Source organism: Pseudomonas sp. FME51 (assembly GCF_014897305.1).
The window spans coordinates 237,362-254,909 of sequence record NZ_JABUYN010000001.1 but is presented as its reverse complement, the minus strand read 5'-3'; the positions used below and the strand labels follow the sequence as shown (position 1 = coordinate 254,909).

The 17,548-nt window shown below is 38.6% G+C and carries 13 protein-coding genes; 11 read left to right on the top strand and 2 right to left on the bottom strand.

The window, feature by feature from the left end; genetic code table 11:
* The 9 genes from INT39_RS01125 (at position 1) to fhuB (ending at position 13,180) form a co-directional block, all read left to right on the top strand.
* Positions 1–627, top strand: coding sequence for an NAD(P)H-binding protein (locus tag INT39_RS01125; RefSeq protein ID WP_193015366.1), 627 nt, complete (start codon positions 1–3; stop codon positions 625–627).
* A 240-nt stretch (positions 628–867) separates the two neighbouring features.
* A complete protein-coding gene (locus INT39_RS01120; RefSeq protein ID WP_193015365.1) occupies positions 868–2,466 on the top strand; it encodes an ABC-F family ATPase in 1,599 nt (532 codons plus the stop codon).
* 249 nt (positions 2,467–2,715) lie between these two features.
* Positions 2,716–4,956: a TonB-dependent siderophore receptor gene (locus INT39_RS01115; RefSeq protein WP_193015364.1), complete on the top strand. Its 2,241-nt coding sequence runs from the start codon at positions 2,716–2,718 to the stop codon at positions 4,954–4,956.
* A 9-nt stretch (positions 4,957–4,965) separates the two neighbouring features.
* Positions 4,966–6,135, top strand: coding sequence for an ABC transporter substrate-binding protein (locus INT39_RS01110; RefSeq protein ID WP_193015363.1), 1,170 nt, complete (start codon positions 4,966–4,968; stop codon positions 6,133–6,135).
* A 2-nt stretch (positions 6,136–6,137) separates the two neighbouring features.
* Positions 6,138–7,259, top strand: a complete 1,122-nt coding sequence (locus INT39_RS01105) for an SUMF1/EgtB/PvdO family nonheme iron enzyme (RefSeq protein WP_193015362.1) — start codon at positions 6,138–6,140, stop codon at positions 7,257–7,259.
* 111 nt (positions 7,260–7,370) lie between these two features.
* Positions 7,371–9,455, top strand: coding sequence for a TonB-dependent siderophore receptor (locus tag INT39_RS01100; RefSeq protein ID WP_193015361.1), 2,085 nt, complete (start codon positions 7,371–7,373; stop codon positions 9,453–9,455).
* Positions 9,456–9,529: 74 nt separating this feature from the next.
* Positions 9,530–10,312 carry an ABC transporter ATP-binding protein gene (locus INT39_RS01095; protein ID WP_193015360.1) on the top strand — a complete coding sequence of 261 codons (783 nt, stop codon included), beginning with the start codon at positions 9,530–9,532 and terminating at the stop codon, positions 10,310–10,312.
* Entirely contained in the window at positions 10,303–11,223 is a 921-nt protein-coding gene (locus INT39_RS01090; RefSeq protein WP_193015359.1) for an iron-siderophore ABC transporter substrate-binding protein, read from the top strand. Before INT39_RS01095 ends, INT39_RS01090 begins: the two co-directional genes overlap by 10 nt.
* Positions 11,213–13,180, top strand: coding sequence for a Fe(3+)-hydroxamate ABC transporter permease FhuB (gene fhuB / locus INT39_RS01085; protein ID WP_193015358.1), 1,968 nt, complete (start codon positions 11,213–11,215; stop codon positions 13,178–13,180). Before INT39_RS01090 ends, fhuB begins: the two co-directional genes overlap by 11 nt.
* Positions 13,181–13,246: 66 nt before the next feature.
* Here fhuB and INT39_RS01080 read toward each other — a convergent pair whose 3' ends face one another.
* On the bottom strand, positions 13,247–14,464 hold the full coding sequence (locus INT39_RS01080) for an MFS transporter (RefSeq protein ID WP_193015357.1): 1,218 nt from the start codon (positions 14,462–14,464) through the stop codon (positions 13,247–13,249).
* Positions 14,465–14,603: 139 nt separating this feature from the next.
* On the opposite strand from INT39_RS01080, the gene INT39_RS01075 reads away from it, so the two are divergent.
* A complete protein-coding gene (locus INT39_RS01075) occupies positions 14,604–15,194 on the top strand; it encodes a TetR/AcrR family transcriptional regulator (protein ID WP_193015356.1) in 591 nt (196 codons plus the stop codon).
* Positions 15,195–15,198: 4 nt separating this feature from the next.
* On the opposite strand, the gene INT39_RS01070 is transcribed toward INT39_RS01075, so the two are convergent.
* Positions 15,199–16,131, bottom strand: a complete 933-nt coding sequence (locus INT39_RS01070; RefSeq protein ID WP_319021305.1) for a LysR family transcriptional regulator — start codon at positions 16,129–16,131, stop codon at positions 15,199–15,201.
* A 99-nt stretch (positions 16,132–16,230) separates the two neighbouring features.
* On the opposite strand from INT39_RS01070, the gene INT39_RS01065 reads away from it, so the two are divergent.
* Entirely contained in the window at positions 16,231–17,427 is a 1,197-nt protein-coding gene (locus INT39_RS01065) for an MFS transporter (RefSeq protein ID WP_193015355.1), read from the top strand.
* The last annotated feature ends 121 nt before the right edge of the window (positions 17,428–17,548 follow it).

The following is a 17,548-nucleotide window of genomic DNA, read 5'->3' as shown; positions in this document are numbered from 1 at the left end:
GTGAAAACTTGGATTATTTTTGGTGCGGGTGGTAAAGGTGTTGGCGCACATATTGCTGACATTGGTGTAGCACAACAACGCCCTATTGTGGCTTTAGTGCGCAATCAAGAAGCCGCTGAACGTTTAGAAGCGAAAGGCATTAAAACAGTAATCGGTGATGCGATTGATGCCAAAGCTGTTGAAGCTGTTTTAGCACTAGCAGGTAAAGACGCTGACATCATTTCAACGATGGGCGGTGAAAATGATTATCTTGCTCATCGAACCGTTATTGATACTGCGGAGAAAATGGGCCTTCAACGTATGCTAATGGTTTCATCTTTAGGGTGTGGCGATAGTTGGATTGCATTATCTGACAGAGCTAAAGCAGCATTTGGTCAAGCTGTGAGAGAAAAATCATTAGCGGAAGTGTGGTTACAAACCAGTCGTTTTGATTATGCAATAGTAAGACCAGGTGGATTACTTCATGGTGAAGAAACAGGCAATGCTCAACTTTACCAATATGAAGAGATCCACGGTTTAGTGAATCGCCGAGATGTGGCACGTTTAGTCACCCAACTTCTCGAAGCAGATCTTCTCGATGACCAAGTTTATGCGGTGGTTGAACCGGGTTTGGTGCCTTCAAAGTAGTGGTGTAATGGGTAAACCTATTGCGCTTCAAGTTAAGATCACCCTTAAGAGATAGCGTATTTACGTTATCTCTTTTTTTGCTACTTTAGTTATAGACAATCACTTACAATATGAGCTGTTTTTCTCTTACCGCAAAAATTCCTTAACAGACATTCGTCACTTTACTGTCTTAATGGGGGTAACTTGTGGCATAATGCGGCCCCATTACCTTTTGTCATTCACTAATAATGAGTATTCGTCTTGTTAATCAGCAATAATATCACTATGCAGTTTGGCTCAAAGCCACTGTTTGAAAACATTTCTGTCAAATTTGGTGGCGGAAACCGCTATGGTTTAATCGGTGCTAACGGCAGCGGTAAATCAACCTTTATGAAAATTCTTGGTGGCGATTTAGTGCCAAGTAGCGGTAACGTATTTCTCGATCCTAATGAACGCCTTGGTAAGCTAAAGCAAGACCAATTTGCTTATGAAGAATTTACTGTGCTTGATACAGTGATTATGGGTCACACCGAACTTTGGGAAGTTAAGCAAGAGCGTGAGCGCATTTATAACTTGCCAGAAATGAGTGAAGAAGACGGTTTACGTGTTGCCGATCTTGAAGTGAAATTTGGCGAGATGGACGGTTATACCGTTGAATCACGCGCTGGCGAATTATTATTAAACGTAGGTATTCCATTAGAACAACATAATGGCCCTATGAGTGAAGTCGCACCCGGTTGGAAATTACGTGTGCTATTGGCACAAGCGCTGTTCGCTGATCCTGATATTTTGTTACTGGATGAACCTACGAATAACTTGGATATTGATACCATTCGTTGGCTTGAACAAACGCTAAATGAACGTAACAGTACTATGATTATTATTTCCCATGACCGTCACTTCCTGAATATGGTCTGTACGCACATGGCTGACCTGGATTATGGCGCATTAGCCGTTCATCCGGGTAACTACGATGAATATATGTTTGCGGCGACTCAAGCCCGTGAACGCTTATTTGCGGATAATGCGAAGAAAAAAGCACAGATTAACGAATTACAATCTTTCGTTAGCCGTTTCAGCGCGAATGCTTCAAAATCTCGTCAGGCAACTTCTCGTGCAAAACAAATTGAAAAAATTCAATTAACAGAGATTAAAGCGTCAAGCCGTCAAAACCCATTTATTCGTTTTGATCAAGAGAAAAAATTATTCCGAAATGCACTTGAAGTAGAAAATATCGCTAAAGGCTATGAGGGCAATACTCCTCTATTTAAAGATGTCAATCTCATGCTTGAAGTAGGCGAAAAAGTAGCCATTTTAGGTAATAACGGTGTAGGTAAATCAACACTGATTAAAACACTTGTAGGTGAGTTAACACCAGATTCAGGTCGTTTAAAATGGTCTGAAAACGCAAATATTGGCTATTATGCACAAGATCACGCGGGTGATTTTGAAGTAGATATGACGGTATTTGATTGGATGAGCTTATGGATGAAACCCGGTGATGACGAGCAATCAGTACGCAGTATTTTAGGTCGTTTACTGTTTTCTCAAGATGATCTGAAAAAATCAGTCCAAGTATTATCAGGCGGTGAAAAAGGCAGAATGTTATTTGGTAAGCTAATGATGCAAAAACCAAATATTTTGATTATGGATGAGCCAACTAACCACTTAGATATGGAATCGATTGAATCACTGAATATGGCATTAGAACTTTATCAAGGTACCTTGGTTTTTGTTTCTCATGACCGTGAATTCGTTAGCTCATTAGCAAACCGTATTATTGAAATTACACCTGAAAAAGTGACTAATATCCAAGGAACTTATGATGAGTTCCTTGCGAAAAAAGGTGTTACGCTTTAATTTCACAGCAGAATTAAAGTAATAAGCAAACACAGGCTTGATAACTCTTTATCAGGCCTTTTTTATTGTATTGATTAATAAAATAATTATTGTCATATTTTATTTAAAAAGAGCACAATATCTGCTAAATAAGAGATCCTTTCATCACTCTCCCCCTGTTTTATTTTACTCATGACTTCATTCAAATTTTACGGCAATACAAATAAAAATGATTATCATTTTTATTGACTGAGAGTCGGTCATTGGTGTATGTTACCGACCACGAGTCAATCATGGTTTGTTTTTATTTTTGGGATCATTATGTTGCTATTACCTCAGACAAAACATTATCCAAATAAGCAATTAAAAAATTATTGGATATGTGGCTATTCTCTTGTTTTACCTAGCTTAATTTCTCTAAGTATTGCTTCCCCTGCTTTTGCAGCAGAAAATATTGAGAAGATTGTTGTGACGTCAGATCCACATTCTCAAACTGATGCTCAGCCTTATGGATATATCGCAAAAAAACAGACAACAGCCACCAAAAGTGATGCCACTTTATTAGAAGCACCACAAATGGTTTCAGTTGTTAATCGTGCTCAATTAGATAATTTACCAGCAGAATCTATTAGTCAGGCATTACGTTATAGCTCAGGTGTGGTGAGCGAAAAATTTGGTGCATTTGGCAGTGGTATTGATTATTCCAAAATGCGTGGTTTTGATGCTGACTACTATTTAGATGGCCTAAGGATGTTAGGAAATAGCGGTATTTGGGCGCCCCAAGTTGATAGTTGGAGTTTAGAGAATTTAGAAGTCGTGCATGGCCCTGCATCTGCTTTATATGGTCAAGGGGGCGCAGGCGGTGTGATTAACATGACATCACGACGTCCTTCTGCACAAGCTCAGCATCAAGTACAGTTACAAGCGGGTAATAATAAAAATCATGGGATCAAATTTGATACTACATCAGCTATCAATGAGGATGAAACATGGTTATACCGCGTTTCTGGATTAGCGCTTGAACAAGAATCGCAAATTCCCTCTTCTCGTCAAACGCGTTTTCTGATTTCGCCAGCAGTAACATGGAAACCTAATGACGCATTAAGTTGGACCGTGTTAGGGCAATATCAAAAAGAACCTCGTCTGGGTTATTACAATACGTTACCTGCTCAGGCTTTAGGCTTATTGCCAAATCCTAATGGTAAGGTTGATCCGAATCGAAATTATAATAATCAAAGCCATGATAATTCGCATCGTAAACAGCAATCATTAACGTCATTGTTTGAATATGAACTGACTCCTCAGTGGCAATTTAAACAAAACACCCGTTTTATGAAGGTTGATACTGAAATTAGCCGTGACTATACCCGCGGATTTTTACCTGGTGATCGTTTGTTAACCGCAGTTTACCAAGAAGCACCGAGCAAATCAGAAACATGGGTAACAGATACACAGTTGATTGGAAAGCTAGAGACGTGGGACATTGGGCATACCGTCATGGCAGGTTTTGATTACCAGCATGGCTATATGACAAAAGATTGGTGGGGGTCTCAAACGGTTAATTTTGATCCTTGGGCGTCTCATCACAAGCCTGATTTTGAGCCTTACCCTGTTTCGCGTACTTCCACAAAACAACAATTTGATCGCTATGGATATTATTTACAAGATCATCTACGTTGGCAGCAATGGAATTTACTACTGAGTGGCCGTTATGATTCCACCGATTTAGATACACATAATCAAATTTCAGGTGTGACAAACTCAAGTCATAATACTGCGTGGAGCCATCGTGTTGGTCTGAGTTATCAATTTCACAATGGTTTTTCACCGTGGATAAGTACATCAGATAGTTTTGATCCAGTGTTAGGTACTGATGCAGATGGAAAAGCCTTTATTCCCATGAAATCAAAACAATATGAAGCGGGTATCAAGTATCAAAATCCTGAATCAACTCAACTGGTCAGTGTAGCGGTTTATCAATTAACGCAAGAAAATGTCACAACTCATAATCCGAGAAATCCCGATTATTATCAGCAATCAGGTGAAATTCGTTCTCGTGGGCTTGAAGTTGAAAGCAAATTAGCGTTAACGCGACAAGTAAATATGATGCTCAATTATGCCTATCTTCATAATATTGTGACCTCGACTAGTGATCCAACAACGTTAAATAAACACCCTGTTCAAATACCTACTCATACAGGTTCTGCATGGATAGATTATCGTTTTCACCAGCCCTATTTGGATGGCGCATTATTAGGTGCGGGTGTGCGCTATTTAGGTTCAACACATGGCGATAACACCAATACCTTTAAAGTGCCCGCAGTATGGTTAGGCGATATGAGTTTCCGCTACCAATTATCGTCAATCAACCGTGAATTACAGGGATTAGAGTTAGGATTAACTGTCAGTAATATCACAAATAAATCCTATGTTGCGAGTTGTACCAGTTCAACGTATTGCAGTGTGGGAACTGATCGTGTTGTGCTTGGTGTACTGAACTACTATTTTTAGGAAATGAGCATGGATAACTATCGACGTTCATTACTAAAAGGTGCCAGTGCATTCTCGTTACTATTAGCAAGCCCCTTTCCTGTTTATGCAAAAACTGTTTATGTAAAACCAAAACAGAGAGAAATCGTTGATATTCTGGGAAGAGAAATTGCATTACCTCAGGAATTAACGCGTATCTATATTGCAGATAGTGGCTTATTTTTGCTTTATGCTTCTTTAGATCAAGGTGCTCTTTATGAGCGCCTTATTGCCATGCCTTCTGCATTTCGTACTGCTGACTTAAGTTTATATCACCAATACACTCGTGCCTTTCCTCAATTATTAGCATTGCCTGAATTTACCGCTATGTCGAGTGGTCACTTTAATAGTGAAAAGCTTATCGCATTAAAACCAGATGTCATTATTGTTGCCGTTGGAACTTATCGTGCAATCAGCGTTAATGGTGTGCTGGACTTATTAACAAAAGCCACTATTCCTGTTGTGGTGTTTGATTTAAGTATTGATCCGCTTAATAACACACCTATCAGTACATCCATAATGGGAAATTTGCTAGGTAATATTCCACAAAGCCAAGCAATGAACCAATTTCGAGAAAAACAACTCACTTACGTTTCTCAGCAATTAGGTCAAAAATTGTTTAAACGCCCTAATGTGTTATTTGAACGCGCTGCGGGTTTTACACCTGAATGTTGCCTCTCTTATGGCAATGGCAGCATGGGACAAATGCTAGAGAATGCGGGGGGGAAAAACATAGGGTCTGAATATATAAAAAGTACTTATGGCCTTTTAAATCAGGAAACCGTTATTTACTCTGAGCCAGATAAAATTTTTTTAACCGGTGCTGATTGGAGTGGTTATAACCCTTCGGGTGAATGGATTAACTTAGGGCCAGGTGCAAATTTAACTGAAGCTAAACAGCAACTTGCTATTTTAATGCAACGCCTTGCTTACAAAACATTAGATGCTGTTAAAAATAAACAAGTGTATGCCATTTGGCACTCTTTTTATGACAGTCCTTTCGGTTTTATCGCTATTTTACAAATGGCAAAATGGTTACACCCAGACCGTTTTTCTCACCTCGATGTAGACGCTATTTTTCATCAATACCATACTCAATTTTTACCAGTGAAATGGGAAACGGGCTATTGGGTTACTTTGCTTGATCAAGATAAGGAATAATCATGTTTGATATTTATTCGCCGGATCCATTACGGAGAAAAGTTGAGGCACAATCAGCAGGAAAAAGAACTATTTTATATTCCGCAAAAGGTCAGCCTAACTATATGTATGTTGTTCCTCGTTTTCGATTAAATGAGGTATCCGATGATCTTGGTGATATGCTTCACCCTGCTTTTATTGTGAAAAATAGTATAAAAGACGCTTTTTTCTATGCTTGCTATCCTGCCTCATTACATCAAAGTGAATTATTGAGTTTACCTAATCAGAAACCAGCCACGTTATTAGATTTATCGAGTTTTCAGCAATATGCACAGCACACCGGAAACGGATTTCACTTAAGCACGAATGCGGAATGGGCGGCGCTTATGTTGTGGTGCCGTCATCACAATATGATTGAAGATGGTAATACGGACTATGGGCGCAGTTTTCTTCATCCTGAGCAATGTGTTGATCGTGTTGATGGTAAAGAAGCGGGTGATACTGATTTTACTACAGGCGATCCGACGACAATAACGGGACCACAATGGGAAAATTGGTATCATGATAATAGTGAATTTGGTATTAGCGATTTATGTGGCAACCTTTGGGAATGGCAAAGTGGCATGCAATTAAATGCCGGCGAAATCCAGATTATTAAAGATAACGATGCAGTATTTTGCGGTGACCCCTCCATCACAGAACAATGGCACGCTATCGCGTTGGCAACAGGTAAATTATTACCGATTAATCATGCTAAGAGTGCAAAGTACGATGCTCCTACAGCAAATAATGATGGCAATGCGGGGACACCTATTTTATCAACCTCAATAAAACATTATAACGGTACACCAACAGATAATGGTTATCCTGCAGGGTTAATGGATGGTGATTTTAATGCAATAACGGTTGACGAAAATAGTCAGGTACCAATGTTATTTAAAGCATTAGGATTATATCCAGCAATAAATCAACACGATAATAATCAAGTGTATTTACGAAACTATGGTGAGCGCGCTTTAATGCGAGGTGGCGCATGGTATTCACAACACGTGGCAGGAATGCGGACATTGTGTTTAAGTCATCATCAGCATCATCGTAGCACGTCTGTCGGTGGTCGCCTTGCTTGGATAGACTTAACCAGTTAATTCATCCAAATAATTATTATTTACAGACGTTTTTGCATAAATTAATTTACCTTAGTATCGATTATATGAATAATAGTGATAATAGTAATGATTATTATTCGGTGAAATATTGTGATTAATCTTTATGCATTTAAATTGAAACCTGTGGCATTACTCTGTTCTGCCACCCTTCCTTTTGTTTTGACTACATCGGTGTTTGCCGAAGAAACGGCAAAAACAGAACAAGTTGAGAAACTTGTTGTCAGTGCTCAAGCCCTGAAAGTAAATACCAGTTTGCAAGAAACACCTAAATCTGTTTCTGTCATTTCCCAAAAAGATCTCGAAACGCATGCGCCTCAAAAACTCGATGAAGCCTTACGGTATACCTCAGGTGTTGTCTCGCAACCTTTTGGTGCTGATAACGATACTGACTGGCTTCGTGTGCGTGGTTTTGAAGCGGCAACATATTTAGATAACAGTCGTCTATTTCGTGATGGTTATTATACGTGGCTACTTGAGCCTTATGGTTTTGAACAAATTGAAGTGGTTAAAGGGGCTTCTGCCGTATTATTTGGTGAATCAACACCCGGTGGTGCCGTTAACGTTGTACAAAAGAAACCTAGCTTTACGCCTCAAAATGAAGTATTTCTTGAAGTTGGAAATAATGACCAACGTGGATTAGGTTTTGATGTTTCAAGTGCCACTGACGATAAACGTGTGCGTTATCGGCTTGTTGGATTAATGAAAAAATCAGATGGCGAATTATCTCACACAGATAATGAGCGTATTTATCTTGCGCCAAGTGTTGCGGTGAATGTGACTGACGATACTTCGCTGACCTTTATGGCAACCTACTTGCATGATGATGGTACGCCAACTAATCCGTTCTTCCCTGCTGCAGGTACATTAATTTCATCTCCTTTTGGCAAAATTAAGCCTTCTACCAATTTAGGTGAGCCAGGTTACGATAAATATAAACGTACCCAAATTTCAGCGGGTTATTTATTAGAAAGTAACATCAATGATGTTTGGCGTTTTTCTCAACGTTTAAACTATGGTTATAACGATCTGTTATTGCGCAGTGTCTATGCATTTCCTAATTCAGATATTGCAGCAACAGAACTGAAGCGGGGGGTTGTTTTCCGTGATGGTAAAAGCCAAAGTATCTCGTTTGATAATAACGTTGTCGGTGAATGGGATACGGATAATTTCGAACACACAGTATTAGCGGGTGCCGAGTTGCAATATCACCAAACAAAAGGGGATGAGCAAGATAATTACAGTTTCAGCACCATTAATCCGTGGAACCCTGTTTATGGTAATTATACGCCTCTTAATCCCGCTGATAATATCAATCGTACCATTGATAAAACTCAATATAGCCTTTATTCACAATATCAAACTAAATTTGATAGTCGCTGGATTGCCGTAGCGGGTGTACGTCAAGATTGGGTAAAAACAGAGAATAAAGCGCAATCAAAAAATGAGGATAAATCACGTACAGATAGCGAATTTAGCCTGAATGCCGGATTAATGTATTTAGCAGATAATGGTCTATCTCCTTATGTAAGTTATTCCGAGTCCTTTGAGGTGATGAGCACTATCGATCCTGCAACTAAAGATTTGTATAAGCCATTAAAAGGTGACCAAATTGAAGCAGGTGTGAAATATACGCCTGATTTTATAGATGGCTACGTTAATATTGCTTGGTTTGATATCACACAGAAAAATGCACTTGTTGCAAACCCTACAACATTTGTATCTACTCAAACGGGCAAAGTCACTTCAAGAGGGGTTGAAGTCAGCAGTGAAATGCAACTGACCGAACGTTTAGCGCTAAAAGCCAACTACACCTATACCGATATGCAGACGGATGACACGGGCAATAAAGGTAAACAACAAGCAGGTTTAATTCCTAAACATACTGCCTCTGCATGGGGTAGCTACACTATTCCAATTACAGGCACGCAAGCATTAACCTTAGGAACGGGTGTTCGTTATTTAGGTCAATCAAAAGATAATCCTAAAAGCAGTGATTTAACTGTACCCAGTGCAACATTATGGGATATGGCGACAACCTATAATCTCAATAAACAGTGGCAATTACAGTTAAATATCAACAATATTCTTGATAAAGAGTATCTATCAGGTTGTGATTATTATTGCTATTACGGGCAATCTCGTTCTGTGTTATTGAACGCTAAATATCGCTGGTAACCTTCTTTCTTATTCTGCCTCTTGTTGTTCATCATGCAATAAAAGGCAGAATATTATTTTATAAATGAGTGACCATGTTTGAACTCTCAAATATTCAAATGGATCGCGGTGGACGTACTATTTTATCAATTCCTTCACTGCGTATTTCAGATTCTGGATTAACTATTATGCTTGGCCATAATGGATCAGGTAAATCGACCTTAGTGAGTTTGTTATCTGGTCAGCAAGCGCCTGATCGTGGAACTCTGACATTAAATAACCGCACTGTCTCACACTATAAACCTCGTGAACTGGCTAAACAGATTGCTTTTCTTCCTCAAAAACTACCTGCTTCTGCAGGATTAACAGTAAGAGAATTAGTGCGTTTAGGCCGTTTCCCTTGGCGTGGAACACTAGGCCGCTGGAATAAAAAAGATGATGAAATAATCACAACAGCAATGGAAAAAGCGGGAGTTCTGCCTTTTGCAGACACACTCGCTGATGATTTATCTGGTGGTGAACGTCAACGTGCTTGGGTTGCAATGTTACTGGCTCAACAATCCCCCATTTTAATTTTAGATGAACCGACTTCCGCTTTAGATATACATCATCAATATCAACTAATGGCGCTCTTAAGTGAGCTAAACCAAACTCAACATGTTGGTATTATTGTTATTTTGCATGATCTCAACCTTGCCTTGCGTTATGCCACTCATATTATCGCGCTTAAAAAAGGGAAAATTGCATTTGAAGGTGAAGCTTCACTACTTTTTGATGATGAGCGACTTTCTGCACTTTATGAAACACCCATTAAACTGATTGAGCACCCTGATAATAAAGGTTCACAACAACATAAGGTGGCAGTGGTATGCGTGTAATATTACAAAAAATAGCTAAGTTACTGCCCTTTTGTTTGGCTATTTTATTCATCAGCCCCGTCGTTAAGGCGATAGAAAATAACAATCAAATACCAGCTAAAACGCCACAACGCGTTATTGTTTTAGATTGGGATTTACTGGAACAAATCTTAACACTTGAAGTTATTCCGATCGGTGCTACTGAAATTACAGGTTATAACCAATGGGTAGCTTACCCTGTTGCGCCTAATTCTATTGAAGAAATTGGTATGCGGGCAGAGCCTAATTTAGAAAAAATAGCATCTCTAAAGCCTGATCTTATTCTGGCATCTCGTTCACAACAAGACTTATTGCCCGTATTAAAAACCATTGCGCCAGTGGTGTACCTACCTAATTTTTCTCGTCAAGATAATGCAGCGCAGGTTGCTTTAGCCCATTTTAATACCCTAGCCTCTCTTTTTGGAAAACAAGCAATTGCACAACAAAAATTGACTGAAATGGAGGCTACATTTATACAATTAAAGGCTAAATTACAGCAGGCATTTATAACGTTACCTGAAGTGGAAGTGATCCGTTTTTCTACCTTAACGTCCGTCTTTTTATATACTGAAAACTCAACAACTGACTATGTGGTAAATAAATTAGGATTAAAATCAGCAATATCATTACCTCCACAACCTTGGGGAATTGATCAGAGAAGAATGAAGGTGTTACAGCAGATTACACAAGGTTATGTTCTTTATATGTTGCCTTTTCCTGATGAAGCTAAACTGAAAAAATCGGTGTTATGGCAAGCTATGCCATTTGTGCAGAATGGACATTTTCATTCAATGAAACCTGTTTGGAATTATGGTGGAGTAACATCATTAACGTTAATGGCTGAGGCGATTACAGAAAGTTTATTAGATATGGCGCCGAATAATGAAAATTAAGCAATTCACTTTCTATTTTTTGGTAATCATCTTATTAAGCATGACCAACTTACAAATTGATAATTCTCTTTCATTATCTCGTCAATGGTATTTATTGGGACATTTAGACACTAATACCCTATTTGCTGATGTTTTTTTTATTCATGCACAATTGCCACGTTTAGCCATGACGCTACTTATTGGTGGACTATTTGGTGTTGTTGGCAGTTTAATGCAGCAATTAACGCAAAATAACCTGACATCCCCCTTAACGTTAGGGACGTCATCCGGTGCTTGGTTAGCTTTGGTTATTGTGAATATCTGGTTTACTGACTGGGTTGCTGATCACAGCGCATTAGCGGCGACAATGGGCGCTTTATTGGCCTTTTCTCTTGTTATTATTATCGCCGGAATTCGCAATATGACCGGCTTACCTCTTGTTGTTTCCGGTATGGTGGTCAATATTTTATTAGGTGCTATTGCAACGGCATTAGTGACATTACATTCTCAATTCGCCCAAAATATTTTTATGTGGGGTGCGGGTGATTTAGCCCAAGATGGCTGGGATAAATTTCTTTGGTTGTTACCTCGCACTGCCCCTGTTTTCCTTATTTTTATGTTTGCACCTCGTATTCTTACACTACTGCGTTTAGGACATGAAGGCGCGACTGCTCGAGGATTGTCTGTTTTACCTGCATTTGCTTTTTTTATTCTATTAAGTACTTGGTTAGTTTCTGTTTCTATTACCGTTGTTGGCGTTATTAGTTTTATCGGATTACTTGCGCCTAATATTGTTAGAACATTAGGCGCAAGAACTGCTCGGCAAGAGTTGATTGCCAGCGGTTTAATGGGCATATGCTTATTGCTGATCACCGATAGCTTAGCGATATGGATAGGTCAGTGGCTTGATACAGTTATACCCAGTGGTGTTACTGCGGCAGCCATTGGAGCACCTGCATTAATTTGGTTTAGCCGCAAGAAAATGCGTGCTCAAGATCAACTTTCTATTTCTATTCATTCTCGGACTAAAGTTGTATCAAAGTATACAGTGATAGGAATATCTGCATTATTACTACTTGGGTTAATGCTTACTCTGTTTATCCATATTAATGAACGCCAATGGTTATGGGAGACACCTTCTGTTTATCAATGGGCATTGCGCTACCCTCGTTTATTAACCGCACTATTTGCTGGGATTGCATTGGCGATTGCTGGTGTTATTTTACAACGTTTAATTTATAACCCATTAGCCAGTCCCGATATTTTAGGGGTTTCATCAGGGGCCACCTTTGCATTGGTTTTTTCTAGCTTAATTTTGGGGAGCACCCTACAAACCTCACAATGGGGAATAGCGTTGTTAGGCAGTAGTTTTGTTATGGTTATCTTATTAGTTTTAGGTAAACGACACCAATATGCACCCGCAAGCTTAATATTAACCGGTATCGCATTAACCGCGAGTTTAGAAGCCTTTATTCAGTTTTTCTTAGCTAAGGGTTCATTAAGTAGCTACAAGGTATTACTGTGGTTATCGGGTTCGACTTATCGTGTTAGCAGTGAACAGGCCCTTTATTTTGCTTTTGCTATCACACTGATTGTCGGGTGTGCCTTTTTATTAACACGATGGCTAGCGTTAATATCAATTGGTCGAAGTTTTGCTTCAGCTCGTGGATTACATACTGAGCATGCAAGTATTATTTTATTGATTATTGTTTCGCTTTTATGTGCTTTAGTGACTTCAACGATTGGCCCGATTGCCTTTATTGGTTTGGTAGCGCCCCATATGGCCGTATTAATCGGTGCTCAAAAGATCAAATCACAATTAATTCTTTCAGGATTAATTGGGGGAACCTTAATGGTTTGGGCGGATTGGCTTGGTCAAATATGGATTTATCCCGCACAAATTGCGGCTGGAACGTTAGTTGCCATGTTAGGCGGTAGCTATTTCCTTTGCTTAATGCTGTTAAATCGTAGTCGATGAACTTAAAAAAGCCTAAGAATATCTGCGTTCATTTTGCTGATATTCTTAGGCTTTAATTATTATTCGTTACGCATAACTTTTGCTGTTCTTACTGCTTTTATCATTAATATGTTGAAAACCTAAAAATGCCGTTAACAACACTAATGCACTTGCCCCTATTGCTATCCATACACCCAGTTGTACACCAAAATAATCCACAACTTGCCCTGTTAATGTTGCGCCAATTGCAGTGCCAACATTAAGCCCTGCAAGTAACCATGTCATTCCTTCAGTAAGTTGATTTGCAGGCACTATTTTCTCAATAAGTGACATCGTCACTATTATCATAGGAGCAAAGAAAATACCTGAAATTAACACGACTAAACTTAAACTATAAATAGAGTCCACAAAAATAAGCGGTAACATGGTAATAAAAGTTGCGATACCACCTAAGAAAAGTAAACGATGTAATGGTGTTGATAATTTTAACGTACCGTAAAATAAGCCCGCAAAACAAGAACCGACTGCATAAGCTGATAATACAAGGCTAGCCCCTGCAGGCATTCCTTGAATATGAGCAAAAGCGACGCTGAAAATATCAATAGTGCCAACAATGACGCCCATAAAAATCATGATAAAAGTTAAGACTTTTACAAGAGAAAAACGGATCACAGACTGCGTTTTATGGCATGTTAATTCAGATGATAATGGCGTTATTTCAGGCTCTGTATCACGCTGCAAAACAAAGAAAAATACACCAATAATTAGAAAAATAGCCGAGATTAATAAGCCTGCTTGGGGGAAAAAAGCAACACTTAATGTGACGGAAATTGGAGGCCCTAAAATAAAGGTCACTTCATCAAATACACTTTCTAATGAATACGCTGTTTGTAAACGACTATCTTCTTTATAAATAGCGGTCCATCGTGCTCTAACCATGGCTGAAATACAGGGCATAAAACCAATCAGTACCGCAAAAATAAAGAATAAACTGATATGCCATTGCAGCCATGTCGTCAGTAACATCCCTCCTATTCCAATAACGCTGATTAATGTGAATAACGGTAATATTCGATATTGCCCATAGGTATCAACCAAACGTGATATTTGGGGTGATAACAACGCATAAGTAAAAACAAAACTAGCAGAAATTATTCCCGCTAAGGCATAGCTATCAGTGAGTTGTGAAATCATCATAATGATCCCAATCCCCATCATGGGTAATGGCAATCGTGCCACCATGCCCGCTAGGGTAAAAGAGGTTGTGCCTTTATAACTAAATAGCGTTTGATAGGTGCTTATCATTGTTTTCCTTATATTTGACCTTGCCATTTTTGCAAGTGTTCAAGATAATACATACATAGCGTATGTATAAATCATATATACATACGAACTGAATGTAAATAAACAAACAGTATGTATATATATTCCAAAAGGAGAGAAAATGGCGAGACGAACACGTGCTGAAATGGAAGAAACGCGGTTATTGTTGTTAGCAACAGCAAAAAAAGTATTTTGTAAACAAGGCTATGCAGAGGCATCAATGGATGATTTAACCGCCCAGGCAGGATTAACACGAGGCGCGCTATATCACCATTTTGGCGATAAAAAAGGATTACTATCTGCAGTTGTTGCGCAAATAGACGCAGAAATGGACGCTCGTTTGCAGGTGATTTCTGATACGGTTGATGATCTTTGGGTAGCTTTCTCAACCCGCTGCCATACTTATTTAGAGATGGCATTAGAGCCTGACATTCAACGTATTATTATGCGTGATGCTCGTGCAATATTAAGCGATAAAGTGACCGAACTTCCGACACATTGTGTGGCATCAATGAGTAATATGATTGATAAACTCATGGATAATAAAATATTGATAGCAACAGATCCGAAAATGCTGGCGCTGTTTATTTATGGCAGTTTAGAGGCAACAGCATTATGGGTTGCAAACAGCCAAGATGGAGAAACTCAATTAGAACATGCTAAGTCAACATTAGATGTATTATTAAATAGCCTGCGTATTTCAGCAAAATAAAAAACTACGTGATTTGCCAAGTGGCTTTTCCTTTCCATTGCTTTTCAATGAAGTCAAGAAAGTAGCGAATTTTGGGAGACAGATGTCGCTTAGAGGGATAAATGGCGCAAATAGGGGCAAGTTCAAGCGTATTTTCTAATAAAATAGGGACTAACTTTCCTGATTTAATAGATTCTCCCACTAAAAATTCACCTAATTGACAGACTCCATAACTGGATAATGCCATATCTAGGATGGCTTCTGTATTATCTAAATGTAATTTCCCTTTAACCGGAATGGTACATTCTTTTTGATGTACCTGATATTTCCAAGGTACGGTTGTGCCTTGATGAGAAAAAATAATTAATTGATGTTGAGACAATTCATTGGGTGATTGAGGAATGCCGTATTGTTCAAAATAATCAAGTGAAGCACAGGTAATTAAACGATGAGGCGCTAACACTTTACGCATTAATCGACTGTCATCATTTCCGCCTATGCGAATAGCTAAATCAATACCATTTTTAACTAAATCTGTGTATTCATCTGAAAATGTTATTTCAGCCTTTAATTCTGGCCACTGCGTTAAATAAGTTTGCAGTAAAGGAAGAATATAACGCCGACCAAAAGCGATAGGTAAATCAATACGTAAGCGCCCTCTCGGATTTTCATTAAGCTTATCAAGAGCTGTTTTTGCTTCTTCAATCTCATTTAAAATAAACTGTGCATGTTGATAAAATAATTCACCCTCAGCCGTTAAGCTAATATTGCGTGTTGTACGATGAAATAAGCGTAAATTTAATCGTTCTTCTAAACGTACAATACTTTTCCCTACTGCTGAACGAGACATTTCTAAATTTTCTGCTGCATAAGTAAAACTAAGCAAATCAGCGACACGAGTAAAAACAATGAGATCAGAGACATTATCAAAAGGTAGCGCTATTTTTTTATTTGTCACTTTTATTCCCCAATGTTGTGACTTTGACGGTGTTTATCTCCAATATAGCGACAGATAAACTAAAACGCGATAAAAAGAGTAATTAAATATGGAGTATTAATGGAAAATATCGCGTCAGCACCACAAAAAAATAATAGCAAAGGCCATCATTGGTGGGCCGTTATTGCATTAAGCCTAGCGACGTTCTCTGTGGTTACCACAGAAATGCTGCCCGTTGGTTTATTAAACCCAATTAGAGATAGCTTTGGCATATCAACAGGAATATCGGGTTTTATGATTGTTATTCCGGCTTTTATTGCCGCTTTTTTTTCACCCATTGTTGTTATTAGTGCAGGTAAACGGGATCGAAAAACAATGTTGCTGTTTTTGGCATTACTTTTAGTTATTGCCAATATTATCTCCGCTTACTCAACAACGATTGTTCAATTATTAATTGCCAGAGCGATTGTTGGTTTTTGTATCGGTGGAATTTGGGCTTTTGCTGGTGGATTAGCCTTAAGACTAGTGCCAGAGAAATCTATCGCGTTAGCAACTTCTCTAATTTTTGGTGGTGTTGCCGCTGCATCGGTATTAGGTATTCCTATGGGCGTTTTTATTGGTGAATATCTAGGTTGGCGTGGTGCATTTATCGTTATGGGGTTATTTTCATTTTGTGTTTTAGCCCTAATGTTTATTTGTTTACCTACATTACCGGGTTCGTCTTCTTCACTATCAAACGCTTTTTTTGCGCAGTTTAAAAATACAAAATTAATCTTAGGATTATTAGTTACGCTCTTTCTTGTCTGTGCCCATTTTATGGTGTTTACATATGTTCGCCCATTACTCCAAACCACTGCACTGTTATCTAATTCAACCTTAGCGTTGCTATTATTTGCTTATGGGATCAGTGGCATTATAGGTAATTTTATTTTTGGTATTCAATCAGCAAAAAGACTCAATATGACTATTTCTGTTATTACAGTGGGTATATTAAGTGTCTTTTTAGGTTTTTTATTTTGGGTCTCATCTCCAGTGATGGCGATAGTGATAATGTTAATGTGGGGATTAATGTATGGTGGTGTTTCTGTCGCATTAATGACCTGGATTATGGCTGCAGTCCCTAAAGGAATTGAATTAGGAAGTTCCGCTTATATTGCAGTATTTAATCTGGCTATTGCTTTGGGTGCTTATTTAGGTGGTTTGGTGGTTGATCATTATAGCTTAAATGACACACTGGCTATTGCCGCATTATTGATTATCTTTGCTTTATTTTGTGTCTTTTTATCACAATACACAAATAAGGCTGTTAAAGCATAGGGACACGTTTAATATTACTAAAAAGGGTAATCGTTTATTATGATTACCCTTTTCTGTAAAGCCATTATTCTAAAGAGACGTCGCCACAAATTGGTCTTAAACGCTTAACTTAACCGATTAA